The 26,492-nt window shown below is 41.3% G+C and carries 27 protein-coding genes and 1 other RNA gene; 15 read left to right on the top strand and 13 right to left on the bottom strand.

Going from position 1 to position 26,492, the window contains the following annotated elements:
- Positions 1-95 precede the first annotated feature (95 nt).
- The 4 genes from crl to F0249_RS12575 form a co-directional block, all read right to left on the bottom strand.
- Positions 96-485, bottom strand: a complete 390-nt coding sequence (gene crl / locus F0249_RS12560; RefSeq protein ID WP_017051706.1) for a sigma factor-binding protein Crl — start codon at positions 483-485, stop codon at positions 96-98.
- Between the two features lie 136 nt (positions 486-621).
- The gene (gene frsA, locus F0249_RS12565; protein WP_113796516.1) at positions 622-1,869 is read right to left on the bottom strand and encodes an esterase FrsA; all 1,248 of its coding nucleotides are present in this window, start codon (positions 1,867-1,869) and stop codon (positions 622-624) included.
- An 87-nt stretch (positions 1,870-1,956) separates the two neighbouring features.
- Positions 1,957-2,421 carry a xanthine phosphoribosyltransferase gene (gene gpt / locus F0249_RS12570; RefSeq protein ID WP_017051704.1) on the bottom strand — a complete coding sequence of 155 codons (465 nt, stop codon included), beginning with the start codon at positions 2,419-2,421 and terminating at the stop codon, positions 1,957-1,959.
- 41 nt (positions 2,422-2,462) lie between these two features.
- Positions 2,463-3,758 carry an NCS2 family permease gene (locus F0249_RS12575; protein ID WP_017051703.1) on the bottom strand — a complete coding sequence of 432 codons (1,296 nt, stop codon included), beginning with the start codon at positions 3,756-3,758 and terminating at the stop codon, positions 2,463-2,465.
- Positions 3,759-4,827: 1,069 nt separating this feature from the next.
- On the opposite strand from F0249_RS12575, the gene F0249_RS12580 reads away from it, so the two are divergent.
- Positions 4,828-6,297: an aminoacyl-histidine dipeptidase gene (locus F0249_RS12580; protein ID WP_017051700.1), complete on the top strand. Its 1,470-nt coding sequence runs from the start codon at positions 4,828-4,830 to the stop codon at positions 6,295-6,297.
- Between the two features lie 200 nt (positions 6,298-6,497).
- Here the strand turns inward: F0249_RS12580 and dnaJ are convergent, their stop codons facing one another.
- From dnaJ to grpE, 4 genes are all read right to left on the bottom strand, one after another.
- On the bottom strand, positions 6,498-7,643 hold the full coding sequence (gene dnaJ / locus F0249_RS12585) for a molecular chaperone DnaJ (protein WP_113796520.1): 1,146 nt from the start codon (positions 7,641-7,643) through the stop codon (positions 6,498-6,500).
- Positions 7,644-7,858: 215 nt separating this feature from the next.
- Complete coding sequence (dnaK, locus tag F0249_RS12590) at positions 7,859-9,772, bottom strand: molecular chaperone DnaK (protein ID WP_113796522.1); 1,914 nt, start codon at positions 9,770-9,772, stop codon at positions 7,859-7,861.
- Positions 9,773-10,152: 380 nt separating this feature from the next.
- Entirely contained in the window at positions 10,153-11,427 is a 1,275-nt protein-coding gene (locus tag F0249_RS12595) for a dicarboxylate/amino acid:cation symporter (protein WP_113796524.1), read from the bottom strand.
- A gap of 323 nt (positions 11,428-11,750) precedes the next feature.
- Positions 11,751-12,356: a nucleotide exchange factor GrpE gene (gene grpE / locus F0249_RS12600; RefSeq protein WP_113796526.1), complete on the bottom strand. Its 606-nt coding sequence runs from the start codon at positions 12,354-12,356 to the stop codon at positions 11,751-11,753.
- Between the two features lie 146 nt (positions 12,357-12,502).
- Between grpE and nadK the strand changes: the two genes are divergently transcribed.
- The 3 genes from nadK (at position 12,503) to bamE (ending at position 15,796) form a co-directional block, all read left to right on the top strand.
- A complete protein-coding gene (gene nadK / locus F0249_RS12605; RefSeq protein ID WP_017053800.1) occupies positions 12,503-13,387 on the top strand; it encodes an NAD(+) kinase in 885 nt (294 codons plus the stop codon).
- 208 nt (positions 13,388-13,595) lie between these two features.
- The gene (gene recN, locus F0249_RS12610) at positions 13,596-15,260 is read left to right on the top strand and encodes a DNA repair protein RecN (protein ID WP_113796528.1); all 1,665 of its coding nucleotides are present in this window, start codon (positions 13,596-13,598) and stop codon (positions 15,258-15,260) included.
- A gap of 170 nt (positions 15,261-15,430) precedes the next feature.
- Positions 15,431-15,796 (top strand): outer membrane protein assembly factor BamE, encoded by a 366-nt coding sequence (gene bamE, locus F0249_RS12615; protein ID WP_171756895.1) that lies wholly within the window; start codon positions 15,431-15,433, stop codon positions 15,794-15,796.
- 253 nt (positions 15,797-16,049) lie between these two features.
- On the opposite strand, the gene F0249_RS12620 is transcribed toward bamE, so the two are convergent.
- Together F0249_RS12620 and F0249_RS12625 are read right to left on the bottom strand one after the other, a co-directional pair.
- Positions 16,050-16,400, bottom strand: a complete 351-nt coding sequence (locus tag F0249_RS12620) for an RnfH family protein (RefSeq protein ID WP_171756896.1) — start codon at positions 16,398-16,400, stop codon at positions 16,050-16,052.
- A 2-nt stretch (positions 16,401-16,402) separates the two neighbouring features.
- A complete protein-coding gene (locus F0249_RS12625) occupies positions 16,403-16,831 on the bottom strand; it encodes an SRPBCC family protein (RefSeq protein ID WP_113796532.1) in 429 nt (142 codons plus the stop codon).
- A 116-nt stretch (positions 16,832-16,947) separates the two neighbouring features.
- On the opposite strand from F0249_RS12625, the gene smpB reads away from it, so the two are divergent.
- The 6 genes from smpB to F0249_RS12655 all read left to right on the top strand — a co-directional run bounded on the left by smpB (position 16,948) and on the right by F0249_RS12655 (position 22,024).
- On the top strand, positions 16,948-17,433 hold the full coding sequence (gene smpB / locus F0249_RS12630) for an SsrA-binding protein SmpB (RefSeq protein WP_017053795.1): 486 nt from the start codon (positions 16,948-16,950) through the stop codon (positions 17,431-17,433).
- A 66-nt stretch (positions 17,434-17,499) separates the two neighbouring features.
- Positions 17,500-17,866, top strand: a transfer-messenger RNA (tmRNA) gene (ssrA, locus tag F0249_RS12635).
- A gap of 183 nt (positions 17,867-18,049) precedes the next feature.
- The gene (locus tag F0249_RS12640) at positions 18,050-19,291 is read left to right on the top strand and encodes an integrase domain-containing protein (RefSeq protein WP_171756897.1); all 1,242 of its coding nucleotides are present in this window, start codon (positions 18,050-18,052) and stop codon (positions 19,289-19,291) included.
- 444 nt (positions 19,292-19,735) lie between these two features.
- Positions 19,736-20,401, top strand: a complete 666-nt coding sequence (locus tag F0249_RS12645; protein ID WP_171756898.1) for a hypothetical protein — start codon at positions 19,736-19,738, stop codon at positions 20,399-20,401.
- Positions 20,398-20,895, top strand: coding sequence for an ImmA/IrrE family metallo-endopeptidase (locus F0249_RS12650; protein WP_171756899.1), 498 nt, complete (start codon positions 20,398-20,400; stop codon positions 20,893-20,895). Before F0249_RS12645 ends, F0249_RS12650 begins: the two co-directional genes overlap by 4 nt.
- 1 nt (position 20,896) lies before the next feature.
- Positions 20,897-22,024 (top strand): protein beta, encoded by a 1,128-nt coding sequence (locus F0249_RS12655; protein ID WP_171756900.1) that lies wholly within the window; start codon positions 20,897-20,899, stop codon positions 22,022-22,024.
- A gap of 31 nt (positions 22,025-22,055) precedes the next feature.
- Here the strand turns inward: F0249_RS12655 and F0249_RS12660 are convergent, their stop codons facing one another.
- From F0249_RS12660 to F0249_RS12670, 3 genes are all read right to left on the bottom strand, one after another.
- Positions 22,056-22,811 (bottom strand): sce7726 family protein, encoded by a 756-nt coding sequence (locus tag F0249_RS12660; protein WP_171756901.1) that lies wholly within the window; start codon positions 22,809-22,811, stop codon positions 22,056-22,058.
- A gap of 156 nt (positions 22,812-22,967) precedes the next feature.
- The gene (locus tag F0249_RS12665; RefSeq protein WP_171756902.1) at positions 22,968-23,405 is read right to left on the bottom strand and encodes a ribonuclease HI; all 438 of its coding nucleotides are present in this window, start codon (positions 23,403-23,405) and stop codon (positions 22,968-22,970) included.
- A 77-nt stretch (positions 23,406-23,482) separates the two neighbouring features.
- Positions 23,483-23,677 (bottom strand): AlpA family transcriptional regulator, encoded by a 195-nt coding sequence (locus F0249_RS12670; protein WP_171756903.1) that lies wholly within the window; start codon positions 23,675-23,677, stop codon positions 23,483-23,485.
- Positions 23,678-23,823: 146 nt separating this feature from the next.
- On the opposite strand from F0249_RS12670, the gene radC reads away from it, so the two are divergent.
- The 5 genes from radC to F0249_RS12695 all read left to right on the top strand — a co-directional run bounded on the left by radC (position 23,824) and on the right by F0249_RS12695 (position 26,418).
- Positions 23,824-24,300, top strand: coding sequence for a DNA repair protein RadC (gene radC / locus F0249_RS12675; protein ID WP_171756904.1), 477 nt, complete (start codon positions 23,824-23,826; stop codon positions 24,298-24,300).
- A complete protein-coding gene (locus tag F0249_RS12680) occupies positions 24,297-24,725 on the top strand; it encodes a DUF2787 family protein (protein ID WP_171756905.1) in 429 nt (142 codons plus the stop codon). Before radC ends, F0249_RS12680 begins: the two co-directional genes overlap by 4 nt.
- 52 nt (positions 24,726-24,777) lie before the next feature.
- Positions 24,778-25,224 carry a DUF2787 domain-containing protein gene (locus tag F0249_RS12685; RefSeq protein WP_171756906.1) on the top strand — a complete coding sequence of 149 codons (447 nt, stop codon included), beginning with the start codon at positions 24,778-24,780 and terminating at the stop codon, positions 25,222-25,224.
- Between the two features lie 75 nt (positions 25,225-25,299).
- Complete coding sequence (locus F0249_RS12690; RefSeq protein WP_171756907.1) at positions 25,300-25,476, top strand: hypothetical protein; 177 nt, start codon at positions 25,300-25,302, stop codon at positions 25,474-25,476.
- 183 nt (positions 25,477-25,659) lie between these two features.
- Positions 25,660-26,418, top strand: a complete 759-nt coding sequence (locus tag F0249_RS12695; RefSeq protein ID WP_171756908.1) for a WYL domain-containing protein — start codon at positions 25,660-25,662, stop codon at positions 26,416-26,418.
- Positions 26,419-26,492: the final 74 nt, after the last annotated feature.

Here is a 26,492-nt window from a genome sequence, read left to right on the forward strand (position 1 = left end):
AGAACCGTTGTTTTAACAATCAAACCATCAATTCACAAGTAGAAAAGGTGCTAATAAGCACCTTTTTGTTCTAAGAAGAAGTTAGTTGGGTAAAATCAGACAAATTCGGCCGAATCTGCGTGAATAGTCACTTCCAAGTCAAATTTCGTCGCAAGTGTCTCGACAAGCTTAGCGTGGAAATTTTCTTGGGTTCGATTTATTTCGGCATGGGCTTTCTTTGGCACTTTTTCACCAACCCAATCACCCGCTTGATTGTATTTACCAATATGGTATTTCGCGGCAAAGCCCTCATCATTCCGCTCAAGCTCTAACCACCAGCACCAAAATTCTCGCTCTTCTGGTGATTTTTTATCGTTAACACAGACTGACAAGCAGTCGAATAGGTAATGACCGTCTTCCGATTGAGGCTCTCTCAAATATGGGCCAATCGCTTTTAGTGCTGGAAGTAGACGAAAGTGAGTCGACTTTGTGATTTCATCTGACATATTGAATCTCCATTTCAATGAAAAGCATAATATCCTTTATGACAATGTCCTCCCCACCCTCTCCAATAAATTATGAATGGGGATCATAAGCTTACGCTACATTGCTATATCATGCTTAACTAAATTAGGAAAAATGTCACCTAAATAATTCCTCTTCAAGCCACTTTATTGCTAAATCGAGGGATTGCTCATACCCTTTTGAAATAGTTTTAGAATCAATTTTTTTTGCTTTTCCATACTCACTAAAAAGTGCAACCAATTGATTATCAGAGTATGGCGAAATAGGATCGCCCTCTAAACCAATGGCAAGAATTGGCACTTTAGTTCGTCGGCTCGATAATATGCCTTGAACTTTTAATGACCACGCCATCATTTGCCCTGCAAGGCTATTGATATCCACCCCACTCTTTCCAAGTCGAGAGGCTAATACATCAAGATACATCTTGGGCATCTGTTTTAATTTTCCAGGAGTAGCGAGCACATCATGGATCGGAGCACCGAGGCTAATGCATGCTTTTATCTTAGTCTGCTCAATAAAAGAGAGGCGAACCATAGCATTACCACCAAAGCGAAAACCGATTAGACCAACCTTATAGTGATCCACCCAGGGTAAATTAGGCAGTTCATTCAATACAGCTTGATGCAAACATGAAGAGTCTTCAGTCAAACTCCAATGAGAACTATGCCCAACCGAAGGCATATCTACAGTCAGCATCGCTATATTCTTAGGCGCAAGATAATCTCTAAACAGACGCCACATATCCGTCTGAAGGCTGTCTAACCCCGCACTTACTATCACGACTGGCTGCTGTTTGTCAGTTGAAGACATATGTAAATTAGCGATAATTTTCTTATTCTTATATGGGATCTCTATCTGCTTAATTACATGTTTCGTGTGTTTCGCGGCTTCTTGGTAGGCACCTGTCGCAAGGGTTTGCGCTTGTAAGGCAAGGTTATCATTTTTAAGGTGTGGGTAGCCTGCAATGCTGAAACACAGAGAGGCAGAAAAAAGCTCATTGGCTGCTTCTTCATTCTGCATATCATTGGCTCTTTTTTGATGAAGCATGCCAAGCTTTGTCCACTCATAAGCCCAATTTCCACTGTGATAACCCATAACGGTATCGAGCCACTGTTCATCTGTTCGTGAGTGCGTTGAGCAAGCGATTCTAGACAATACCCCCTCTTGCTCAATAGGATCGATGCCCTGCCAAATCCATTGCAATCTACGTAGGTTACGATACCACGAAAAATTGTCCTGCTGTTTACGCTCATTGAGGATCTCTAATGAGCTTGGTAGGTAACGTGTTAAGGCAGAGGTTTCCTGTGCTTGTTTGTACTTAACAAACAGGGTCTCAGACAAATTTTTACTTGTTTCGTCAGTCATATCTACGCTTCTTACAATGATTTGCCTTAATCATAATAAAAAAAATGACCCAATAAAGGGTCATTTTCAAATAATCACATTTTGATCTTATTTTTGCTTACGATTAATTGGCTCTACGTAAGTAATCGCGGTATCCCACGGTTGTTCAATCCATGTGTCTTGAGCAATATCAACAATGTATTCGTCAACTAGATCTGCGCCCGCAGGTTTTGCACATACCGTCACAAATTTAGCTTTTGGGTACATTTCACGGATTTTACGTGCTGTATCGCCACTGTCTACTAAGTCATCAACAATCAAGAACCCTTCACCGTCATGCTCTGGCGCTTTCAAGATACGCATATCACGCTGATGATCGTGATCGTAGCTTGCAATGCACACTGTATCTACGTAACGAATACCAAGTTCACGAGCTAAAATTGCAGCAGGAACCAAACCACCACGGCTTACACCAAGGATCCCTTTCCATTGTTCTGCTGGCATTTGCTTCTCAGCAAGCTGGCGACAATATGTTTGCATGTTGTCCCAAGTAATGATGAATTTAGTCGTCATAATAATAAAACCTAATAGTTATAAACTTATTGTTTTACGAATTAAGCAGCTGTTAACACGTATTTTAGAATAAAGATTGCAGCCATGACCCACACGCTCATCGATACATCACGACCTTTACCACTGAATAACTTGATCGCCGCATACGCGATAAAACCAAGAGAAATACCTTCAGCAATCGAAAAAGTCAGTGGCATAAGCAAGCAAGTAACGACAACTGGAGCCGCTTCTGTCAGATCACGCCAATCAATACTAACTAAACCAGATAGCATCAAGATCGCGACATAAAACAGTGCGCCAGCGGTTGCGTAAGCCGGGATCATTCCAGCTAATGGCGAGAAGAATAAAGCAAGTAGGAAGAAAATACCAACAACAACCGCAGTTAAACCTGTTCGTCCACCCGCAGCGACCCCTGAAACACTTTCAATATATGACGTCGTATTTGAGGTACCAAGCAGAGCACCAACCGATGTTGCTGTTGAATCCGCAAGCAGTGCTTTATTAAGGCGAGGGATTTTGCCATCTTTACCGATAAGATCCGCTTTTTGTGCGACACCAACTAAAGTACCCGCAGTATCAAATAAATCGACAAATAAGAACGCAAACACAACAGAAATCATACCCAGTTCAAATACAGCAGAAAAGTCTAGCTGCAAGAAAGTCGGCGCAATGCTCGGTGGCGCAGACATAATACCGTGGTACTGCACATCACCAAAAATAAGACCAAGACCCGTGACCGCCAGAATGGCAATCATCACTCCACCTTTCACACCACGGTGAACTAATGCAATCGTAAGGAAAAACCCAATCGCACCCAGTACCGCAGGAACAGAAGTAATCGCACCCATAGAAACTAATGTCGCTGGGTTATCCACCACGATGCCTGCATTCTTTAGAGCAATGAACGCCAAGAAAAGTCCAATACCCGCAGAGATACCCGTTCTAAGAGACATAGGAATTGAATTGATGATCCATTCACGAATCTTGAAGATACTTAAAAGGACAAACAAAATACCTGAAACAAATACGGCTGCCAGTGCAACTTGCCATGTATATCCCATCCCAAGTACGACTGAATAGGTAAAGAAGGCGTTGAGTCCCATCCCAGGCGCTTGTGCAATTGGGTAGTTCGCCACAAATCCCATGATAAAACAGCCAATCGCCGCCGCTAAACAGGTCGCTACAAATACGGCTCCATGATCCATTCCTGCATCAGACAAAATCGCCGGGTTAACAAAGATGATGTATGCCATTGTCAGGAAAGTCGTCATACCTGCAATGATTTCAGTTCGAACGTTCGTTCCATGTTCGCTGAGTTTAAATAGCCTTTCGAGCATTTTGTTATTCCTAAAAAGTGTAATCAAATTCAGTAGCCCTCTTATCCGCTAAAAGTGGCTAGTGAATTATCAAAGTAAACGGTTGCGTAATCGATTGGCAGGGATTATAAAGTTATCAAATAACAAATTCCAGATAGAATTCATACTCTAATAAATATTTCTTTCTATAAAAGATAGAAACCATCAATCAGAAAGTATCCGTTCCACAACAAATAACTTTAAAAACAATGAATTAAACATAAATTTAAAAACCATCAATATGGATGTTATTTAATCTATTCGGTATTTTTCTACTGAATTCAGTGGTTCTTTAATTACGAGTTTATCCAGAATAATGGACTGTTGTGGCTAAGGGAGAAGAGAGTTGGTGGAATGACAACCGTTAAAGGTCAAAGATTAATCAAAAAATGGTTCAGATAAAAAAACGCCACTCAAGAGGAGTGGCGGTTGAATCTTGTCAGTCAAGGACTGTAGAAAAATTCTAATATATAGGGGTGAACATAATGTTCAATCACATGCGTTGGTATTAATTAGTAACCAAAGCTTGTTGGGTATGCAAAGTTGTTAGTAAAAACAGAGTTGTTTGTCCAAAACATTGCAGCTGGTAAACCTTTCATAAATATCACCTTAATAAATCAATAAACAAAAATTTGATTCTCAGTTCCTTGGAGGCGATTAACGGACTCATCCTTTGAGCATTTCTTCTTCGCTTCAGAAGTTGGGTTTAATATACCATTGAGAAAAAAAATTACAACAAAAAAGTAGACTTAAGTCACACTTATTTAAAAATAACGATCTAGATCAAATGATTTTCGTAATTAAATTACAGAAATGTTAGTTACAGAGCCTCTGTTGGACACTTCTAATAAAACGACACTCATATACTGAAATTCCCATTTAGATAAAAATTGAGAGCTCAGAGACATTTCACGATTTCTGCCACTACTAGCCCCATTCGAGTAGTGGTATGCTGTGGCCATACCAACGCAACTGTCGGTAGATAATAAATCTACTATTACTACGACTTTGCAATCATAAATCTGGTAATTAATCCATAAAGGAGTCATCCGTGTCTGAATTCCATTCTGAAATCAGCAGTTTATCACCTGCACTAATCTGGCAATTTTTCGATAAAATTTGTTCTATCCCACACCCATCTAAACATGAAGAACCTTTAGCGTTATACATTGTTGATTGGGCTAAGAGCCAAGGGCTAGATGTTCGTCGTGATCCAACAGGTAATGTTTTCATCAAAAAGCCTGCGACTGCTGGAATGGAAAACAAGAAAGGTGTCGTACTTCAAGCTCATATCGATATGGTGCCACAGAAGAATGAAGACACTGAGCATGACTTCGTAGCCGATCCAATTCAGCCATACATTGATGGTGAATGGGTGACAGCGAAAGGAACAACATTAGGTGCAGATAACGGTATTGGCATGGCTTCATGTCTTGCTGTGTTAGCTTCTAACGACCTTAAACACGGCCCATTAGAAGTTCTACTGACTATCGATGAAGAAGCAGGTATGACAGGCGCATTTGGCTTAGAAGCGGGCTGGCTAGAAGGTGACATCCTTCTTAACACCGATTCAGAGCAAGAAGGCGAAGTTTACATGGGCTGTGCTGGCGGTATTGATGGTGAAATGACTTTCAACATCACTCGCGAAGCTCAACCTGCCGGTTACGTAACTCGTAAGCTAATCCTAAAAGGTCTAAAAGGCGGTCACTCTGGCTGTGATATTCACACTGGCCGTGCTAACGCAAATAAACTGCTTGCTCGTTTCCTTGCTGGTCACGCTCAAGAACTTGATCTACGAATGATCGAATTCAAAGGCGGCAGCCTACGTAACGCAATCCCTCGAGAAGGCTTCGTTACTGTTGCGGTTCCTGCTGAGAATGAAGCAAAACTAGCAGAACTTTACACTTACTACACTGAGTTACTTTCTACTGAGCTTGGTAAAGTTGAAACTGACATCGTTACGTTTAACGAAGCGATTGAGACAGAGCAAGGCGTATTTGCGAATGCTGACCAAAGCCGCTTCGTTGCTGCGTTGAATGCTTGTCCAAACGGCGTTATTCGCATGAGTGACGAGATTGAAGGTGTAGTAGAAACCTCTTTGAATGTTGGTGTAATTACAACTGAAGACGATAAAGTATCTGTACTTTGCCTAATCCGCTCACTAATGGATTCAGGCCGTATGCAAGTAGAAAGCATGATTGCTTCTGTTGCTGAACTTGCAGGTGCTGATGTTGAATTTACAGGTGCTTACCCTGGTTGGAAACCTGATGCTGATTCTGAAATCATGGGTATTTTCCGTGATATGTACGAAGGTATCTACGGTCATAAACCAAATATCATGGTGATCCACGCAGGTCTTGAATGTGGTCTATTTAAAGAACCTTACCCGAACATGGATATGGTCTCTTTTGGTCCAACAATTAAATTCCCACACTCGCCTGACGAGAAAGTGAAAATCGATACCGTTACACTTTACTGGGAACAGATGTGTGCGCTATTAGAAGCGATTCCAAACAAGTAATCGGTTTGTGCTAAACGGCTAAATCTACTGCCGCATTAAACACCCAAAAGCCCAGTAATTTGATTGCTGGGCTTTTTGTCATCAACTCGCTAAATGTCCATTCACTTTCAGTTACGTCTTGGAACATCAGCACCCAAGCCCCCAACCTATAGATACAAAAAAGGCCTACCGCAGTAGACCTCTCATTTCATCTAATCCAATTAGCTGGTTAGATCATCGAAGAACTTCTTAACGCCATTAAAGAAACCTTCTGATTTTGGATTGTGCTTATTCGCAACTGCACCACCACAAGTGTCTTCAAATTCACGAAGTAACTCTTTTTGACGTGAACTTAATTTCACCGGAGTCTCAATCGCAAGTTTCACAATTAAGTCACCAACGCCACCGCTACGAACGCCTTTAACCCCTTTACCACGCATACGGAACATACGGCCTGTTTGCGTCTCTTCTGGCACTTTAAGGTTAACACGACCATCAAGTGTTGGAACTTCAACTTCACCACCTAGAGCCGCTTGAACAAAGCTTACTGGCACTTCACAGTAAAGGTTGTTGCCGTCACGCTCAAAAATATGGTGCTCTTTTACATGTACTTGAACATATAAATCACCGGTTGGCGCGCCCATTTCTCCGGCTTCACCTTCACCCGATAAACGGATGCGATCGCCAGTGTCCACGCCTGCTGGGATCTTAACATTAAGCGTTTTCGTTTTTTGTTTGCGACCTTGACCATGACAAGAGTTACAAGGGTCTTTAATGATCTGACCTTTACCATTACACGTAGGACATGTTTGCTGAACTGCAAAGAAACCTTGGCGCATTTGAACTTGGCCATGACCATGACAAGTGCCACACGTTTGTGCCGAAGAACCTTTCTTCGCACCACTACCATCACAAGTGTCACACTCGACTAATGTCGGTACTTGGATCTCTTTAGAACAGCCACGTACCGCTTCTTCTAATGATAGTTCCATGTTGTAACGTAAATCAGCACCACGTTGTGCACGTTGCTGACCACCGCCACGACGACCGCCGCCGAAGATATCACCAAACACATCGCCGAAAATATCACCGAAATCGCCTTGACCGCCGCCACCGAAGCCGCCGCCGCCCATTCCACCTTGCTCAAAAGCAGCGTGACCATACTGATCGTAAGCGGCTTTTTTCTGAGCGTCGGTTAGGATCTCATACGCTTCTTTTACTTCTTTAAACTTTTCAGGCGCACTCTTATCATCCTGATTACGGTCAGGGTGGAATTTCATTGCTAGGCGTTTGTACGCCTTTTTAATATCGCGCTCTGATGCATCGCGGCTCACGCCTAATACTTCGTAAAAATCACGTTTTGACATGTTCTAGGTCACCAATTATTGCTACCACATCGCACTCAACGTGCCATGGGCGGTTTATGTATCAATCTAGATAAAACCCCTAAAGAGATCATTAAAAATTGAGCTATTTATCTGAGTATTATCTAGAGTGATTCGTTACTTACAAGATTGCGGGCGTAAGAGTTACCTCTGACGCCCGCAAGACTATTAGATCTGAAGTTGATTAGCGAGAAGTATTACTTCTTAGCGTCTTCTTTAACTTCTTCAAATTCAGCGTCAACTACATCGTCTTCTTGCTTAGGTTGCTCACCTTCAGCGCCAGCTTGTTGAGCTTGAGCTTGTTGTTGAGCAATTTCCATTAGCTTTTGAGCCGCTTGCATAAGTTCTTGAACTTTAGCATCGATCGCTTCTTTATCATCACCAGACTTAACGCCTTCTAGTGCTGTAATAGCCGCTTCGATTTTCTCTTTCTCGTCTGCAGGTAGAGCTTCACCAGCTTCTTCCATTTGCTTACGAGTGCCGTGGATCATTTGGTCAGCTTGGTTGCGAGTAGTCACTAACTCTTCGAATTTTTTATCTTCTTCTTTGTTAGCTTCAGCTTCTTGTACCATTGCTTCGATTTCGTCGTCTGATAGACCGCCAGAAGCTTGGATAGTGATCTTCTGTTCTTTACCAGTCGCTTTATCTTTAGCAGATACGTTTAGGATACCATCAGCATCAAGGTCGAATGTAACTTCGATTTGTGGCATGCCACGTGGTGCTGGTTGAATACCTTCTAGATTGAATTGACCTAGAGACTTGTTGTAAGTCGCTTGCTTACGCTCACCTTGAAGAACGTGGATAGTTACCGCGCTTTGGTTATCTTCAGCTGTTGAGAACGTTTGGTTCGCTTTTGTTGGGATAGTTGTGTTTTTCTCAACTAGTTTAGTCATTACGCCGCCCATCGTTTCGATACCGAAAGATAGAGGAGTTACGTCTAGTAGAAGAACGTCTTTAACATCACCAGCAAGTACACCACCTTGAACTGCAGCACCCATTGCTACTGCTTCATCAGGGTTTACGTCACGACGAGCTTCTTTACCGAAGAACTCAGCAACTTTAGCTTGAACCATAGGCATACGTGTTTGACCACCAACTAGGATTACGTCAGTGATATCGCCTACTGATAAATCAGAGTCAGCTAGAGCAACTTTTAGTGGCTCAAGAGAACGTTGTACTAGGTCTTCAACTAAAGATTCTAGTTTTGCACGAGTCACTTTAACGTTCATGTGCTTAGGACCAGTCGCATCAGCGGTAACGTAAGGAAGGTTTACGTCAGTTTGCTGTGCAGAAGACAGTTCAATTTTCGCTTTTTCTGCAGCTTCTTTAACACGTTGCATTGCAAGAGGATCGTTCTTAAGATCGATACCTTGCTCTTTTTTGAATTCTTCAACCAAGTACTTGATCATGCGGTTATCGAAATCTTCACCACCAAGGTGAGTGTCACCGTTAGTTGCTAGTACTTCGAAAGTTTGGTCGCCGTCTACTTTGTCGATTTCAATGATAGAGATATCAAATGTACCGCCACCAAGGTCATATACAGCGATAGTGCGATCGCCATCTTTCTTATCAAGACCGTAAGCAAGTGCCGCTGCTGTTGGTTCGTTGATGATACGCTTAACTTCTAGACCAGCAATGCGACCAGCATCTTTTGTTGCTTGACGTTGTGCATCGTTGAAGTATGCAGGAACAGTGATTACTGCTGCTGTTACTTCTTCGCCTAGGAAATCTTCAGCTGTCTTCTTCATCTTCTTAAGAATTTCAGCAGAAACTTGAGGAGCAGCCATTTTTTGACCTTGCGCTTCAACCCAAGCATCACCATTGTCAGCTTTAACAATGTTGAAAGGCATGATTTCGATATCACGCTGAACTTCTTCATCCTCAAAACGACGACCGATTAGACGCTTAATTGCGAATAGTGTGTTTTGAGGGTTTGTTACGGCTTGACGTTTAGCTGGCTGGCCTACTAGCGTTTCACCTTCAGTATATGCAACTACTGATGCTGTAGTACGTTCGCCTTCAGCATTTTCAATTACGCGTGGTGCGTCGCCGTCTAAAACTGCAACACAAGAGTTAGTAGTACCTAAATCAATACCAATGATTCTACCCATCAGGCTATCTCCGAAATAAATTCTGTTTAGTTTTTGCTATGCCCCAAAATTGGAGCGAGTAAACAAGGACGCAATCCTCATTCACAAATTATGAAGCATAATCATGTTTGCTTCTTGTATGCCCAATAGATAGGGGCGGACAATTCCTTTTCAAGGGTCGCAAGCAAAAAAAATCACTTTTTTATCTGTATTAGTCAAAAAGCGAAGGGTTATTTTCAAAAAGGCGGTTTCTACTCTTTAAAAATGACACAGGTGCTCATAAGCAACTGTCTATCCTAAACACTGAAAACCACCAAAAGAAAGCGGAGCCAATTGGCTCCGCTGATTATATTCGTTGTATCGTTTCTTATGAGTTAGCTCGTCTTATGAGTTAGCTCGTCTTATGAGTTAGCTTGAGCTGGCTCTGCTTCTTTCTCAACTGATACCGAGATTTCATTCTCTGATTTAGCCACAATGGTATTCACAGCGGTATCACCAACCACATTTGAAGAAGTACAGAACATATCATTAATACGGTCAACCGCAGCAATGATTGCAAGACCTTCCGGTGGCAAGCCTAGTTGATGAAGAAGCACGCCCACCATCACAACACCACCACCAGGAACACCACCGGCACCAATAGACAGAAGTAGAATCGTTAATCCTAGAGTGAAGATGTCTGCAGAGTTAATTGGCTGACCAAATGCGTTCGCAACGAAAATAGTCGCCAGTGCAATATAGATAGACACACCTGACATGTTCATTGTCGCGCCGAGCGGAACACCAAAACCAGCCACTGACTTAGATACATTAAGCTTTTCAGTCAAAGTACGCATCGTTACAGGGATAGTTGCGTTAGAACTTGCTGTAGATAGTGAGAACAGTATTTGTTCACGAGTTGCACGCAAGAATTGGCGAGGAGAAATACCTGTTGTCAGTCCAACCATCATTGGATAGAAGACAAAAATCCAGAATACAAGCATTGCGACAACAAGCGCCACGTAACCAGCAACAGAAGCTAGAGTATTCGCATCTAAAGTGGCACCCAGTTGAATCATAAGGGCAAATACACCAAATGGAGCCAAGCTCATCACCAAGCCTACAAGCTTCATCATGATCTCATTGGCCATTTTGAACGTTTTGATCGCAGGGCCACCACGAGAGTCAAGCGCCTGAATAGCAAGACCAGTCAAAATAGCCATGAAGATGATTTGGAGCATGTCACCATTAGCAAAAGCTTGCACAGGGTTGCTTGGTACAATATTAACCACTAGAGAGAAAATGTCTGGCGTTTCTGTTGTCGTCAGCTTAACCGCTTCAGAGACCGTTCCAGCAAGATTTGCATCAGCACCCGGTTGGAAAATCATACCAACGGTTAAAGCAGCCGTAATCGCAATGATGGTGTTAATAATGTAAAGCGCAAAGGTTTTACCACCAAGACGACCAAATGCAGTGATGTCTTTTAAATCGACGATGCCACAAACGATAGAGACATAAACTAGAGGCACAACCAAAAGTTTAATCAGTGAAACAAACATGCCACCAGCGCCTTCTGCAAGGCCTAGTAAGTATGTATCGAAAATTGTTATCCCATTAAATAGATACTGAATGGCAGTACCAATAAGCAGACCAGCGAACAAGCCTACAAAAATTTTACTTGAGAGCGATTTATCCATCGTTCGTCTCCGGTTTGTTGTGTTGAATAATTGTAATATTTTAGTGAGCAAAGCGTTTAAAACGCTAAACTACCGCGCATAATACACAGCAAAATTACAATTTAAAGCATTTATTTACATTAATGTTACATAAAGCAAATCAGAACAAACAATCACCAACTCATAGCATTGCAATACAAAACTCCAATCACCAAAGATAACAATATGTTATTACATCGAACTCAATAAAGATTAGAAAGCCCTTATATATCGAGCCTCCCTTGAATTAAAAACAAAAAAAAGAGAAGCCTAAGCCTCTCTTTTTATGCATTCGATTTGGTATTTTATTTTGCAACCATAACCATTGCAGGGCGAACCACACGCCCGTTCAACTCATAGCCTTTTTGCATCACAAACATAACCGTGTTTGATTCGTGATCTGGACTTTCTTGAATTGACATAGCTTGGTGGAATTCTGGATTAAACACTTCACCTTCAGGGTTAATCTCTTTCAAACCAAACTTAGACACGGTATCTACGAATGTCTTGTGAGTCAGCTCAATGCCTTCAAGAATTGGCTTCACCGCTTCATGTTCTGCATCTGCTGCTTGAATTGCACGCTCAAGGTTATCAATAACCGGTAGCAAGCCTTCCGCAAATTTGTTCAGTGCGTATTTACGAGCTTTATCGATCTCTTGCTCAGTACGGCGGCGCATGTTTTCAACTTCAGCCTTAGCACGTAATACAGACTCTTGTTGCTCTTTAATTTTAGCTTCGCTAGAAAGCAATGCAGCTTCAAGTTGAGCGACTTGAGACTCTTCTTCTGGAAAAAGTTCTTCTTCTGGGTTCCAGTCCACATCCGCTTCAGTACCAACAGCTTCAACTTCTTGCTCGGCTGTTTCTTGCTGTTGCAGCTCTTCTTCTTTCAATTTGTTCTCTTCGTTGCTCATGTTCTCTCCAGAATTCAATTTTCTATGCATATCAAAAGGCGATATTAAACCTCTAAATTGAGATAAAAAACTCGCATAGACGTTCGACTTGCCTTTATTATGGGGACGAAGATTTGTGATTCAAGCATTAATAGTTTGGAAACGTTATGAAAAAGCCATTTGAGGTCATTGCCATCATAGGTAAACCTCGTGATCAAAAAGCAATTCAAACCCATCGAGAGCTATTTAATTGGCTAACTTCTGAGGGTTATCAAGTATTTATTGACGATCGTCTTGCTGCGATCTTAGATGATATCCCACAAGAACAATTTGCCAGCCTAGTCAGCCTAGGAAAAAAAGCCGATCTTGCCATTGTTGTTGGTGGTGATGGGAATATGCTTGGAGCGGCAAGGATCCTTTCACGCTTTGATATTTCCGTCATTGGAGTCAACCGTGGAAGCTTAGGATTTCTTACCGATCTCAACCCAGAAGACTTCCAAACCTCACTGCAAGCCGTATTGAGTGGTGAATACTCTGAAGAAGAACGCTTTCTATTAGAAACTGAAATACATCGCCATGGTCAAATAAAAAGTCATAATGCCGCATTAAATGAAGCCGTTTTACACCCGGGTCAAGTCGCACGAATGATCGAATTCGAAGTGTATATCGATGATAGTTTTGCTTTTTCTCAGCGTTCAGATGGATTAATCGTTTCCACACCTACAGGATCCACCGCTTATTCGCTTTCAGGTGGAGGCCCTATCCTCTCTTCAAGCCTTAATGCCATTTCACTTGTGCCTATGTTCCCACACACTTTATCGAGTCGACCGCTTGTAGTAGATGGAAATCGAAATATTAAGCTCATTGTTTCTCCTGATAATCCGGGCACTCAAGAGGTGAGTTGTGATGGACAAATATCGCTACCTGTTTCTCCTGGCGATGAAATTCATATTTACCGAAGCCCCAACGTACTTAAGTTGATTCACCCGAAAGATTACAGCTATTACCATGTACTGCGAAACAAACTTGGGTGGTCTAGTAAGCTGTTTTAATTCCGTGCTCGCTTAAGGCATTGGGCGGATATAAATCTACCAAGTTACTAAAACATAAATAGATTAAAGAGAAACGGCCATTAGATTGATGCTGCTCACAAAATGAAATCGCATAAGCAACAAAAATTACCTGTATAACTTTACTGTATAAAGAAACAGTATATACTGTCTTCTTATACAGTAGTTTTAGTTATACAGGTAATAAAAGATGCTGGCTCATTTAAGTGTTAATAATTTTGCAATTGTTAAGTCGCTACAGCTAGAGCTCTCTAAGGGCATGACCACCATCACTGGTGAAACAGGCGCAGGTAAATCTATTGCAATAGATGCACTCGGGTTATGTTTAGGCGGTCGAGCTGATGCAGGAATGGTAAGACAAGGTGAAGAAAAAACCGAAGTCAGTGCCGCGTTCTTACTCGACAACAATCTCAATGCCACTCGCTGGCTAGAAGACAACGATCTTTTTGATGGAAGCGAATGCATTTTACGCCGAACCATCACCAAAGAGGGTCGATCTCGCGCTTTTATTAATGGCAGCCCTGTTCCGCTATCTCAACTAAAATCACTCGCTCAACTATTGATCAACATTCATGGTCAACATGCGCACCATCAATTAATGAAAAGTGATTACCAACTCTCCATGTTGGATCAATATGCAGGCCATACTAATCTGCTAAAAAATGTCCGTAACGCTTATCAAGCGTGGCGACAAGCCGACAACACCCTAAAAACTTTACGTGATAATAGCCAACAGAACCAAGCTCAAAAGCAGCTTCTCGAATACCAAATTAAAGAGTTAACTGAACTCGCCATTGGTGAAGAGGAGTTCCAAACGTTAGAGCAAGAGCATAAACGCTTATCCAATAGCGGAGAGCTTGCCTCAAGTTGCCAACTCGCCATTGACCTCATCTATGAAGGCGATGAATACAATGCCCTCAGCGTGCTTCAAAAAGCCAATAGTTCGTTAATCCAACTGGCTGAACTAGACGAAAAACTATCCTCACTTCCTAATATGCTTGAGGAAGCGATCATTCAAATTGAAGAGACCAACAACGAACTGCGCTCATATCTAGACAGCATTGATGTAGATCCAGGAAGAATGGCCTTTGTGGAAGAACGCTTCTCAAAAATTATGTCTATCTCTCGTAAACATCATGTTCAACCCAATGAGCTCTATCAGCATCATCAAGATTTGTTGAAACAGATCGAAGAGCTTGATTGTTCAGACGAGAAACTCGACGAACTCGCTCAAGAAGTGCAGCAAAAATTCCAATTATTCCTCAATCATGGCGAGAAACTGCATAAGTCTCGTAGTCGCTATGCGAAAGAGTTAAATAAACTGATCACACAAAGCATGCATGAATTGAGCATGGAAAACGCGAAATTTGCGATTCAGGTTGAAGCTCAAGGTTCTCATCCCTCTCCTCTTGGATTAGATTGCGTCACTTTTGTGGTTTCGACTAACCCTGGGCAACCAATGCAGCCCATTGCGAAAGTCGCTTCTGGTGGTGAATTATCACGTATCTCATTGGCGATACAGGTCATCACCGCACAGAAGGTAGAAACACCAAGCCTTATTTTTGATGAAGTCGATGTCGGTATCAGCGGCCCAACCGCTGCCGTTGTCGGGAAGATGCTTCGTCAACTAGGAGAGTCCACTCAGGTAATGTGTGTTACTCACCTTCCTCAAGTCGCAGGGTGTGGGCATCAACAGTTGTTTGTCGCGAAAAATACTAAAGCGGGAAAAACTGAAACGCAGATGAACGTTTTGGATGAAACTCAGCGTATTGGAGAGCTAGCACGACTGCTTGGAGGCAGCACAATCACCGACTCGACATTAGCCAACGCGAAAGAACTACTCATGGTTGCTTAAGCCGAAAGTTTGTTTGAAAAGTTCAATCAGAGCACTATTTTTGTCCAATAATGCAACTTAACTCAAAAATAGCAGTCTGATTAGCATCAAATAACAGGGAGTTTTTTACTTCTGCCTCTAGCTTGTTTATTATCAGGCCAGATTTACGGATAACGACTAAGAATTTTACTATGCGATTTAAGAAGTGGTTAGTAGCAGTCCCACTAGCACTAACACTAACAATGTTGACGGGTTGCTCCGTATTAGAAAAGCTGGTTTATCGAATTGATATAAACCAAGGTAACTATGTAGAACAAGAAGCAGTTAGCCAACTCAAGTTTGGTATGACTAAAGACCAAGTTCGATATGTCATGGGATCCCCTATGCTAATTGAAAATGGCTACCCTGATACTTGGTACTACATCTACCATCATACCAAAGGCCATAACGATCCGATCCAAAAGGACTTAATCGTGAACTTTGGTGAACATGGTACATTATTGAATATTGCGGGTGATTTCCCGGAAAGCGACACATTTTTCGAAGGCTTAAACTAACCCTCACCGGAAAACACAACTCGCAATAAAAAGGCTCGCAATGACGAGCCTTTTCTATATCTGGCGCATAAGCAATCTTCCACAATGACATCACATTACGGTAACGACAACGGTTTCAAGTTAAACGCAGCAACGCCAATGCAGATGTGGTTAACGAAACCATTTTTACCGAAGACATCGTTGCCGAAGACATCGTTACCATAGATATAGTCAACGAAGACATGATAACAAAGAGATTGCAAACAAGACCTAACTAGCTTTTACGCATCTCATTCATCTTACCGCCTGTCACAGGGTCAATAGTCCCTGCGGCTTTGGCTTGTTCCGCTCGCCTACGTCTGATTTCTTTAGGATCAGCAAGCAGTGGTCGGTAAATCTCAATGCGATCTTTGTCTCTAACCGTCGCATCTAACTTAATATTGCGACTAAACACTCCCAGCTTATTTTTGGCTAAGTCAATCTCAGGGTACAAAGCCAACACGCCAGACTGCTGTACAATCTCTTCCACGGTCATATTACGGTTAACCACCAAGTTAAATACTCGCTGCTCGTGTGGCAACGCGTACACAACCTCTACATGGATCATGTCCGATTCAATACTCATCTTTAATACACCTGTTTCGCGCGTTGGGTAAATGCACTGACCATATTACTCGTCAGATCATTGAAGATCTTCCCAAAAGCCATCTCAATCATCCGGCTTGAAAATTCGAACTCCAACTTCAACTCAACCTTGCATGCCTGTTCATCTAATGGGATAAAAGACCAACCACCTTGTAACTTTCTGAACGGACCATCTACCAACTCCATCATAATAGAAGTACCATCAGTTAACTGATTAGAAGTAGTGAACGTTTTACTAATACCGGCTTTTGCAACATCAACTGATGCGACCATTGTCGTACTTGATGATTCCAAGACACGAGAGCCTGAACAACCAGGCAAAAATTCGGGATAACGAGCAACATCATTAACCAAAGCATACATCTGGTCAGCACTAAACGACACTAACGCTGAGCGAGTGACTTGTGGCATATAGACTCCTGTAAGTAACAGCGATACATTTAGCTGTCGAAAAATTTAATTCTATTGAGCTAGCGCGCAAATAAAGGATTCCCCAATTCAGGTGCAATCCGTATAATGAGGCCATTATGGCAAAGAATAAATCAAAATCAAAAGCGGGTAGCAATACCATTGCGCTAAATAAGAAAGCTCGCCACGAATATTTCATTGATGATGAGATAGAAGCGGGGCTTGAGCTACAAGGCTGGGAAGTAAAATCTCTACGTGAAGGTAAAACTAATATCGTGGAAAGTTACGTCTATGTTCGGGATGGAGAAGCATTTATCAGTGGTATGACTATCACTCCGCTTATCCAAGCATCAACACACGTTGTCGCTAACCCAACTCGTATTCGTAAACTTCTCTTATCTAGAAAAGAACTCGATAATCTTATCGGGCGCATTAATCGTGAAGGTATGACGCTAGTTGCAACTGCTATGTATTGGTCTCGCTCATGGGCGAAAATCAAAATTGGCGTAGCAAAAGGTAAAAAACTGCACGACAAACGTACTGATATGAAAGAAAAAGATTGGGCGAGAGATAAATCGCGAATTATGAAGAGTAGTTTGCGTTAATTTTAAGCACTTAAACGCACAGCGCTAGACAGGCTATGCTTTTCTGGTACTATGCAAATAACACTTGGGGCTGATTCAGGATTCGACAGGAATTTTGAAGTCTGAGGTGCATGCCGTGGGGCGGTTGGCCACGTAAAAAGCCGCAAAAAAATAGTCGCAAACGACGAAAACTACGCACTAGCAGCTTAATAACCTGCTGAGAGCCTTTCTGCCCTAGCTTCCGCTTGTAAGACGGGGAATAACAGAGAGTCAAACCCAAACTAGCTAGATCGGATTCTCCCGCCTGAGAGATGAAGTTCGAAATTTAATTCAGGATAGTCATTTACTAGCGTGTCGGTTCGCAGGTACTTGGTGAAATTAAAGATCGACTAAGCATGTAGTACCAATGATGAATGATTTCTGGACGCGGGTTCAACTCCCGCCAGCTCCACCAAATATAAGTTTAAAGACGTCCTAGGGCGTCTTTTTTCTTGCCTGCAATATAGTAAAATCAATAACTTAGCTTCCATTAACATCCATATCGTTCACCTGCTTCCATACACTTTGGTATTCCACGTGGTATTCCATGCGACAAATGGTAGTATCTTGGAATACCATTTCTTAAGGAGTTGAAGCAATGGGAACTAGAGCGACCAGACTAACGAATAAAGAAATAACCAATGCTAAACCTAAGGAAAAGGATTATGTCCTTTCAGACGGAGATGGCTTACAGCTACGAGTTAGGACGAATGGCTCTAGGTTATGGAACTTTAATTATCGCCATCCTATCAGCAAAAAACGCATCAACATGGGACTAGGTGCCTATCCTGAAGTATCCCTTGCCAACGCTCGTAAAAAGACAATTGAGGCAAGAGAGTTTGTTGCAGAGGGAATAGATCCTAAAGAAGAAAGAAACTCACAACTATCTGAACTACAAAAAGAGCTTCAAGATACATTGCTCAACTTAGCCAAAGAGTGGTTTGAAAGGAAAAAAGATACTGTCACTCCTAGTTACGCTGATGATATCTGGCGATCTTTGGAGCTACATATCTTCCCAGACTTAGGGAATCACCCTGTATCAAGAATTGACGCCCAAACGGTCATCAAACAACTAAAGCCTATTGAAGCAAAAGGAAACCTAGAGACCGTAAAACGTCTATGCCAGCGACTAAATGAAATCATGGTGTATGCAGTTAACGTTGGCAAATTAAGCTATAACCCAATAGATAAGATTTACTCTGGTTTCCGAAAGCCGAAAAAGAAAAATATGGCAGCTCTGGAGCCTAATGAGCTACCAGAACTGATGTATGCTATTTCTATCGCTTCGATTAAACGAGTAACACGCTGTTTGATTGAGTGGCAATTACACACCATGAGCAGACCAGCCGAAGCCGCTGGTGCTAAGTGGGAAGAGGTTGATTTAGAAAACAAACTTTGGATCATTCCCGCTGAGCGGATGAAAAAAAGAAAAGAACACAGAGTACCTTTAACGGATCAAGCTATTGCCTTGCTTGAAGTATTACAGCCTATCAGTGGCCACAGAGAATTCATTTTTCCTTCTGACCGAGATCCTAAAAAGCCTTGTAACAGCCAGACAGCAAACATGGCACTGAAAAGAATGGGATTTGAGAATAGGCTAGTCAGTCACGGCTTGAGATCCCTTGCCAGCACTACGTTGAACGAGCAAGGCTTTGACCCTGACGATATTGAAGCTGCCCTAGCCCACGTGGACAAAAACCAAGTGAGAAGCGCATACAACCGCACAGACTACTTAGAGCGCAGACGTCCTATGATGAGCTGGTGGAGTGATCATATCACCACAGCTGCTGAAGGTAATGTCTCAATGGCGGGGAAGAAAGCGTTGAAGTTGGTAGGGTAAAATATCACTAATATACTTCACACTCGATGCTAGCGGCTCTTGACTTAAAAAGTGCATTTGCAATGCCTATCGCATATACCTTAGCGACTAATTAATCCATTTAGTGACTTAGCATGAAAATAAGCTCTGTGTAGCGCTTGAAAGGGAAACCGAGCTATTAGTAACAATCGATATGAGAAATTTGAGATTTTATTGATTCATCCATCAGCAGTAAGGACTTGATGTAAATCAATATTTTCATGAATTTTGGTTCAAATATTTACAGAAAAGTTTAGATTGAAACGAATAACTATAAGCTATTCTCATAAAGTTTGAATTCTTTGCTATCAATAGGTCTGGTAAGCGGATAAAGCAACATGAGTATTAAGCTATTTCCGATCTTTTTTACTGTTTTGTGATTTAACGCCTTTTTAACGAATGTTTTGAATTTAGGAGTTTGTACCGTTGGTTGATAGCATAGTGCATTTTAATATAAAACTAGTGTTCATATTACTGCTCATTTTTACTGGAACGGCTCATGCTAGCATGATAGATGCTAATAACCCGCTTCACAACGGCCAAGCAACAATTAGTAACATCGAAAAATCAGAGCATAGCGAGCCGAAGGTTGTTCATGGTAGTTCCATCATAGAGAACGAATCAAAACAACATGATTTGATTCAGACGGTTCAAATTCAAGAGTTGAAATATGACAATTTAGTATCGGCACATAAAATGTTGCAGTCTGACTATTTTGACTTGATGAAGAAGTTTAAAATACTATCTAGTGACCTAACGACAATTAACAACCAGATTAAAGAATCTAAGGAAACAAAAACCTTGGAGGATGAAAGTATGCGATTTGAAGTCTGGATTGGTTTGTTGTTAGCTTGTGTAACTCTTATCGTTACTGGATTTGGTGTATTTATTGCTCTCTCAGCATTTTATGGTTATTCCAACATTAAACAGGCCGCCATCAACGGAGCAGTTATGAAATCAGAATCATTGATTGAAAATGCAATTCAGGAAGGTCATTTCAATGTTCTGATTTACTCTGCGGTAGAGAGAGCCGTATATAGAGATATTCTATCTGAGGAAGATTTTCCTGAAGATATAGAGGATAATGCATGAAAAAATGTAAAGAATGGGCACAATTGTCATCTAGTCAGCAGGATATAATTCTAAGACACCAAAGTTGCTTTCCTATCAAGATTGGAGCTCTAGCAAAAGAGTTGGGTATTATTGTCAAAAGATCTACTCTTAGCCCCGGAATTTCAGGTGTCATTAAAGAAACAGATGGTGTTGTAGTTGCAAAGATCAACCGACACGACTCACCAGAAAGACAGCGATTTACCTTAGCACATGAAATCGCACACTTTTTATTGCATAGGAATAAAATCGGAGATGGTATTGAAGATACCATGTTGTTTCGTTCCTCTCTATCTAATACCTTGGAAGCCGAAGCAAATAGATTAGCCGCAGATCTCATCATGCCATTCTCATTAATAGACAAAATTGAATTTCCTGAAGAAACAAGATTAGAAGTAAAGATTGAATACGTGGCCTCATTAGCAGAGTTATCTATACCAGCCTTAGAAGTAAGGTTAGGAAAAAAAGGGTTTTAGTATGTTTAATAATAAATTTCAATACTGTTACTGCCCTATTTTAGCTATTAGCCCATCTGAGATAACAGCATTAAAAGAATTACCTGATAAGGATAAAGACCTAATTTTACCTGTATTTCCACTGAAATCTTGGACTACAGCTAAGGAGATCTCAAGCCCGATTAATAAGATAGAAGAAGCAATAGGTAAAAATAGAAAGTGGATTGTAGATCTAGATTATGACGACTTATTAAATCGCGAGAGTAGTAAGTTTCGCCCTGTTCATCACGATATACTTAAACTTACTGATCCTGCTAATGGTTATCAAAATTGGTGTAATTTCATTAAAGAACATCCAAATACCATTCCTTGCCTTCAATTAAAAAACCTAAATGAACTTTCAACACAGCTAAAAGTACTGAGTTCGTTTCAACGAGGAGTGGTAGTCATACTCAAGCAAGTCGATATTGAATCTCAGGCTTATCAAGTTATTCTTCCAAAATTGAAAGAAACTGATAATTTACTAGTTATTTTGGATTTAGAACAGATAACTAAGGAACACGTTGAACTTAAAAATCAAATACTCATGTATTTGCAAGCAATAAAATTGATTCTACCTCAAGCATTAATTTCTCTTTCCTCAACGTCATTTCCAGATGGTTTTGGTGGGTATCACAAAGGAGTAAAAAGTATTTATGAAAGAGCTTTATTTGATAAATTAAGAGGCAGTTTTGATAATTTAGTTTACTCCGATAGAGGTAGCGCTAGAGCTACAAAAATGTCAGGTGGGGCGGGAGTTCCACCACCACGGATTGATTATTCTTGTAGGAATGAGTGGAACTTCATCCGCATGGAGTTTAGTGATACTTCACCTTCACTCGAAAAAAATGAGAAACAAGCAGCCTTAAAAAAAGAAAAAAAGGAACTATATACTCTCATCTCAAAAAAAATCATGGCTGAACCATACTGGGAAGAAAATTTAGGCTTATGGGCCAATTATATAATCGAATTAACCAGTAAAGGCGATGATTTTGGTATCAATAGCGCCCAAAAAGCCACGGCTGTAAGGATCAATAAACATCTTCATACACAGTTACATTATGATTCACTAGATGAATTTGGTGATACAGATGATGACTGGGAAGATTAGTTAACAGGTTATTATTTGTGGTGACACGCCTTTATCCTGACTGGGTCGAGGCTTTTACAAACTGACTTAGATCAGCAATATGTTGCTCAATATTATCCCAAAAGACTCTACTTTTGTTTTGCTCAGACTTCATTTTCTCCCGATGCGTACTAAACCTACTTAGGATTTTTAGATCATCTTTTGAAATTGCTCTATCTTTGGTTTCTTCAATGAAAGAGTGGGTAACACCTAAAAATTTACGGCTTAGTGATGCATGTACACCAGATCTCAAATTTTTATTCGATACTCGTTTCAAGGAGTCTTCTAACGAACTCCTATTCCTTTCACTTTGTATATTCAATTTTGTAGATAACTTCGATAAATCAACAACATCCATCATGCTTATCAATTTTGAGTTATCAATTTTGCACTGGTATTTACCTCGCTGTTTAACTATTATTTTTGAAGAATTCACTTCCCAAAGTCCTACGTTTTTAGGTAAAGAATTTGTTAACGTTGGAATAAACTTCGTATCGGAAACTACAATTACTTTATCAAAATATTCTAAATACTTATCAAGTTGGCCGTTCAAGCGAGCTAAAGTATCTGCTTCACTTTTTATTTCAAACGCAACTAGCTTACCGTTGCTATAGATGGCTAAATCCACACGACGAGCAAAGTTCCCAACAGTTAATTCGTTCATAATAATCGAATCTTCAGCAATTATTCTTTTATCTCTTAAGTAATTCAGTGTCAAAGCTTTGACATCAGGTTCAAGCAACCTCTTAAGTTCTTTGTTTTCAGCCATTTAGTCATCATTACTGCTAGTTTAGATAATATCATTTTAGCATAATTGAAGTAATAAGTGAGTATGGAAAGTTGCTAGTTTTACTTGATCACTACATAGAGTGAGTTGATGCACTACATCAACTCAACCCAAGTACAAACGGCCTTACGTTCTTAATCAAAAGTTGGCAGCCTCCACAGCCAGCACATCCGCCTTTTCATTCCCTTCATTTCCAGAATGCGCTCTGACCTTTACCACTACCACATACTTCTCAGAGCGCAAATCATCGACTTGCTTCCACAGCTGACGGTTTGCTACAGGCTTCTTGTCGGACTTACGCCAACCTTTGCGTTTCCAGTTATCCAACCATTCGTTAAACCCTTTCACGCAATACTCACTATCCGAGTAAATCACGTCACCATCTTCGGCATACTCTAAGGCTTCAACCAAAGCCATTAACTCAAGCTCTGCATTATCTGTTAGCCTGTCGACGGTTATCCCTTCCTCATGGACTAACTCATTGTCTTCGTTGTATACCGCCAGCCCAATCCCACCTCTTGTACAGCCGTTTTGATTATCAGGCGCTGATCCATCTACATAAATTGAATAACCCATTTTTATATCTCCTTAAATAGAAAAGGCTGACAATGATTTTTTGTCAGCCTTCTTAGAATTGTTGTTTTCGATTCGTCTTACGCTTGTGCTGAATTATCACGCTTATTGAGTCGCTCACTCATCCAGTCTTCGATTTCGCTTTCTACCCATGCCACAGCACGACCGCCGAGCGGTACGCTTTTCGGAAAAGTATTCTCGTCCATAAACTTGTAGATACTTGAACGGCCTAATCCGGTTAACGCCATCACTTCTTTTAGTCTTAAAAATCTCATGGGAAGTCTCCTATCTGTATATACCCATGAGAAAAGCCATCAGCGTTAAAAAATAAGGTTTACCCCTGCCCCACTTCGATTCAAAAAAAGAACAGGTATATGTCATTGATGTGCATACCTGTAATGAATCAAAAAAGGAGACTGTTATGCACAAACCAACGAGTTCGGATTACTCCAAGGAACAGCGTTACCAAGAAAACCAAATCTTGGAGCATGCAGCTGAGATACTGGCTAATCGCTATGTACGAGGCGATGCTTTCTGCAACCCTCAAGCCACCAAAGACTATGTGAGCTATAAACTCGCTAACCATGAGCGAGAGGTGTTCGCAATGTTATTACTGGATAACCAACACCGACTGATTGAATTCAAAGAGCTGTTTTACGGCACCATCGATGCGGCAAGCGTCTATCCAAGAGAAGTCGTCAAACTGGTGTTAGAAACCAATACTGCCGCCGTCATCTTTGCTCACAACCACCCATCAGGTGACCCAACACCGTCCCAATCCGATAAACGAATAACGGAGAGATTGAAAGATGCTTTAGCTTTGGTGGATGTTCGAGTTCTCGATCATTTAGTGGTCGGCGAAACATGTGTGTCATTTGCTGAGAAGGGATGGTTATGATTGAACGTGAATATGGGAAAGTTGTGTTGTCTCATGAGCTGAGTGAAGTACTCACTTTAATGATGGCCCATTTCGATATACCGGAGAATGCAAAGAGGATTGCTCTCAATTGTCGTCACCAGCATTACTACCAACATAGAGAAGGGCTGCACCCCATTGAAATACAATTGGATAAGCAAGCTTCTCAACATTGGACAATCGTGTGCATGGCGAGCTTTTCTTATCCAACAGAGGAACATCAAGAGCTTGACGTAGAACTGTATTTTCATCTTAAAAATGGTTGGTGCTATCAACCCGATGCTGGTGGTGAACTGAGTATGGCCCAACCCACAATACTCAGCGTATTTCAGTCATGGACACACGCTCTCTATAAGCACCTCACCAGCAAAGCTTTTGACGATATTGCCTTAACGCTCGTTCACTAGTTTCTTTCTCTTCTTAAATTTCATTTGTCTTACTGCCGTAGGAGGCATCACTATGTCTGACGTTTTATTCCACCCATCAAGTTTACCTATCGCTAACAAGCTTCATGACTTACTGCGCAGCAAGCTCAGTGACCAACTGCTTACCGACGATAAAACCTTAGCCACCAGCTCTTTTCTGGTCTTTAACTTTCGAGACAGTACCTACCGTCCTGAGCAAGGTGGATTTCATCCTGTCGAAATCGCCATCGTGCAATCAGCTAATGGACGCTGGAATATCGAATACATCACCGACTTTGCTTATGTTGGTAGTCATTACCCTGAATTAGAACGTTGCTTGGATTTTGATTTCAGAGACCAAGCATTCTTTGCTCAATACACTGGCTGGAAACCAATCAAAAGCAGCACAGCCGCAAGAGAGCTCTATCAATTGTGGGAAGGAAACTTTCTTAGTTATATAGATATGGACGCTTATGATGACATTACGCTAAAGCCGCAATGAAGTTGCCTTGGTACATTCGTCCATTCCGCCAACCAACTCATTCCTTTCATTCATCAACTCACTAAGCATATCGCTATGTCATGGGAAAAGACGCTTAGCCGCATTATCAAACTCACAGCCTCTATTGCAGCCTTGCTTATTGCCTCTCCTCTCTTTGGTGCTATCGGAACACTGACTGCTATCGGTTTTCTCGTGGCATTAGGGCTAGGTTTGACTGCCGCAATCAAAGACGGCTGGAATGCCAAGCCGTAACTCATCCATGAGCTAAATGTTAATAAGCTCACAGTTTGATAAGGAGATTTTCACTCTCTTACGGTGGTGGACATTACTTGTCCACCTCATCCGTACCCTCTCGACATTAAATATCCAATGATGCACATAGACCCGTTTCTTTTTCATAGCCGCAAGAGAAGCATGTCATAGATGTGGTGACTTATGACCGCTACGAATAAGAGTAACTCAACCAGCAACAAAACCACGATTGATGGCATCTCAGCGTTACTCCATACCCTTATGCTTATTCCTCAAAGCTCTTCAGTATCTGCTCAGGAGATCCAAGGGAAATTAGCAGAGCTCGATATTCATCGAAATACAAGGAGCATAAAGCGTTATCTTGATGAAGTGATAATCGAACTGTTTAACGTCGAGCGTGATGAATCCGGCGTTCCTCACACTTACCGTAAGACAGCAGACAACCTATTGAAGCTTGGCCCTAGGGAAGCTTTAGTCTTTTGCTTAATCGACAAGTACCTTGATCCGTTACTACCGGAGCATATTACAAAAGCCTATCAGTCGAAATCAAAAGACGCGAAAGCCTTGCTGTATAAGGGATTACCTCTCTCCAAGGAACGACTTTGGTTAAATAAGGTTGCCATTAATATCCCTTCAAACCATCACATAGAGACCGTCCAACCGGATACCTTAGCGGTGATAAGTCGCGCTCTATTTGATAACCGATTAATAACGCTTAACAGCTCCTCACTCAACCTGAATCACATTCGAGTTGAACCGCTTGGGCTGGTTATGGATAACGACAACTTATCGCTGGTGTATCGCCACCAGCAAACAAGTGCCGTCAGAAAAATAAACCTAACGCTTATCGATACCGTGAAAATATCTACTTTTCATTTCGACTACCCCAATCACTTTCATCTTGAGGATTATCTATACGACTCCTCTGAATTCTGTGAATAAACCAAAGATTCAATTCTCTAAAACCTAATAAACCCTACCTGTGTTCACTTGCAGGTAACTAATAAACTCATTAA

The organism is Vibrio sp. 03-59-1 (genome assembly GCF_013114135.1).
Taxonomy (GTDB): Bacteria; Pseudomonadota; Gammaproteobacteria; order Enterobacterales; family Vibrionaceae; genus Vibrio; species Vibrio cortegadensis.

Excerpts from the sequence above, each read along its gene's own strand:
- crl (WP_017051706.1), bottom strand. The coding sequence starts at position 485 with ATGTCAGATGAAATCACAAAGTCGACTCACTTTCGTCTACTTCCAGCA.
- frsA (WP_113796516.1), bottom strand. The coding sequence starts at position 1,869 with ATGACTGACGAAACAAGTAAAAATTTGTCTGAGACCCTGTTTGTTAAG.
- gpt (WP_017051704.1), bottom strand. The coding sequence starts at position 2,421 with ATGACGACTAAATTCATCATTACTTGGGACAACATGCAAACATATTGT.
- F0249_RS12575 (WP_017051703.1), bottom strand. The coding sequence starts at position 3,758 with ATGCTCGAAAGGCTATTTAAACTCAGCGAACATGGAACGAACGTTCGA.
- dnaJ (WP_113796520.1), bottom strand. The coding sequence starts at position 7,643 with ATGTCAAAACGTGATTTTTACGAAGTATTAGGCGTGAGCCGCGATGCA.
- dnaK (WP_113796522.1), bottom strand. The coding sequence starts at position 9,772 with ATGGGTAGAATCATTGGTATTGATTTAGGTACTACTAACTCTTGTGTT.
- F0249_RS12595 (WP_113796524.1), bottom strand. The coding sequence starts at position 11,427 with ATGGATAAATCGCTCTCAAGTAAAATTTTTGTAGGCTTGTTCGCTGGT.
- grpE (WP_113796526.1), bottom strand. The coding sequence starts at position 12,356 with ATGAGCAACGAAGAGAACAAATTGAAAGAAGAAGAGCTGCAACAGCAA.
- nadK (WP_017053800.1), top strand. The coding sequence starts at position 12,503 with ATGAAAAAGCCATTTGAGGTCATTGCCATCATAGGTAAACCTCGTGAT.
- recN (WP_113796528.1), top strand. The coding sequence starts at position 13,596 with ATGCTGGCTCATTTAAGTGTTAATAATTTTGCAATTGTTAAGTCGCTA.
- bamE (WP_171756895.1), top strand. The coding sequence starts at position 15,431 with ATGCGATTTAAGAAGTGGTTAGTAGCAGTCCCACTAGCACTAACACTA.
- F0249_RS12620 (WP_171756896.1), bottom strand. The coding sequence starts at position 16,400 with ATGAGTATTGAATCGGACATGATCCATGTAGAGGTTGTGTACGCGTTG.
- F0249_RS12625 (WP_113796532.1), bottom strand. The coding sequence starts at position 16,831 with ATGCCACAAGTCACTCGCTCAGCGTTAGTGTCGTTTAGTGCTGACCAG.
- smpB (WP_017053795.1), top strand. The coding sequence starts at position 16,948 with ATGGCAAAGAATAAATCAAAATCAAAAGCGGGTAGCAATACCATTGCG.
- F0249_RS12640 (WP_171756897.1), top strand. The coding sequence starts at position 18,050 with ATGGGAACTAGAGCGACCAGACTAACGAATAAAGAAATAACCAATGCT.
- F0249_RS12650 (WP_171756899.1), top strand. The coding sequence starts at position 20,398 with ATGAAAAAATGTAAAGAATGGGCACAATTGTCATCTAGTCAGCAGGAT.
- F0249_RS12655 (WP_171756900.1), top strand. The coding sequence starts at position 20,897 with ATGTTTAATAATAAATTTCAATACTGTTACTGCCCTATTTTAGCTATT.
- F0249_RS12660 (WP_171756901.1), bottom strand. The coding sequence starts at position 22,811 with ATGGCTGAAAACAAAGAACTTAAGAGGTTGCTTGAACCTGATGTCAAA.
- F0249_RS12665 (WP_171756902.1), bottom strand. The coding sequence starts at position 23,405 with ATGGGTTATTCAATTTATGTAGATGGATCAGCGCCTGATAATCAAAAC.
- F0249_RS12670 (WP_171756903.1), bottom strand. The coding sequence starts at position 23,677 with ATGAGATTTTTAAGACTAAAAGAAGTGATGGCGTTAACCGGATTAGGC.
- radC (WP_171756904.1), top strand. The coding sequence starts at position 23,824 with ATGCACAAACCAACGAGTTCGGATTACTCCAAGGAACAGCGTTACCAA.
- F0249_RS12680 (WP_171756905.1), top strand. The coding sequence starts at position 24,297 with ATGATTGAACGTGAATATGGGAAAGTTGTGTTGTCTCATGAGCTGAGT.
- F0249_RS12685 (WP_171756906.1), top strand. The coding sequence starts at position 24,778 with ATGTCTGACGTTTTATTCCACCCATCAAGTTTACCTATCGCTAACAAG.
- F0249_RS12690 (WP_171756907.1), top strand. The coding sequence starts at position 25,300 with ATGTCATGGGAAAAGACGCTTAGCCGCATTATCAAACTCACAGCCTCT.
- F0249_RS12695 (WP_171756908.1), top strand. The coding sequence starts at position 25,660 with ATGACCGCTACGAATAAGAGTAACTCAACCAGCAACAAAACCACGATT.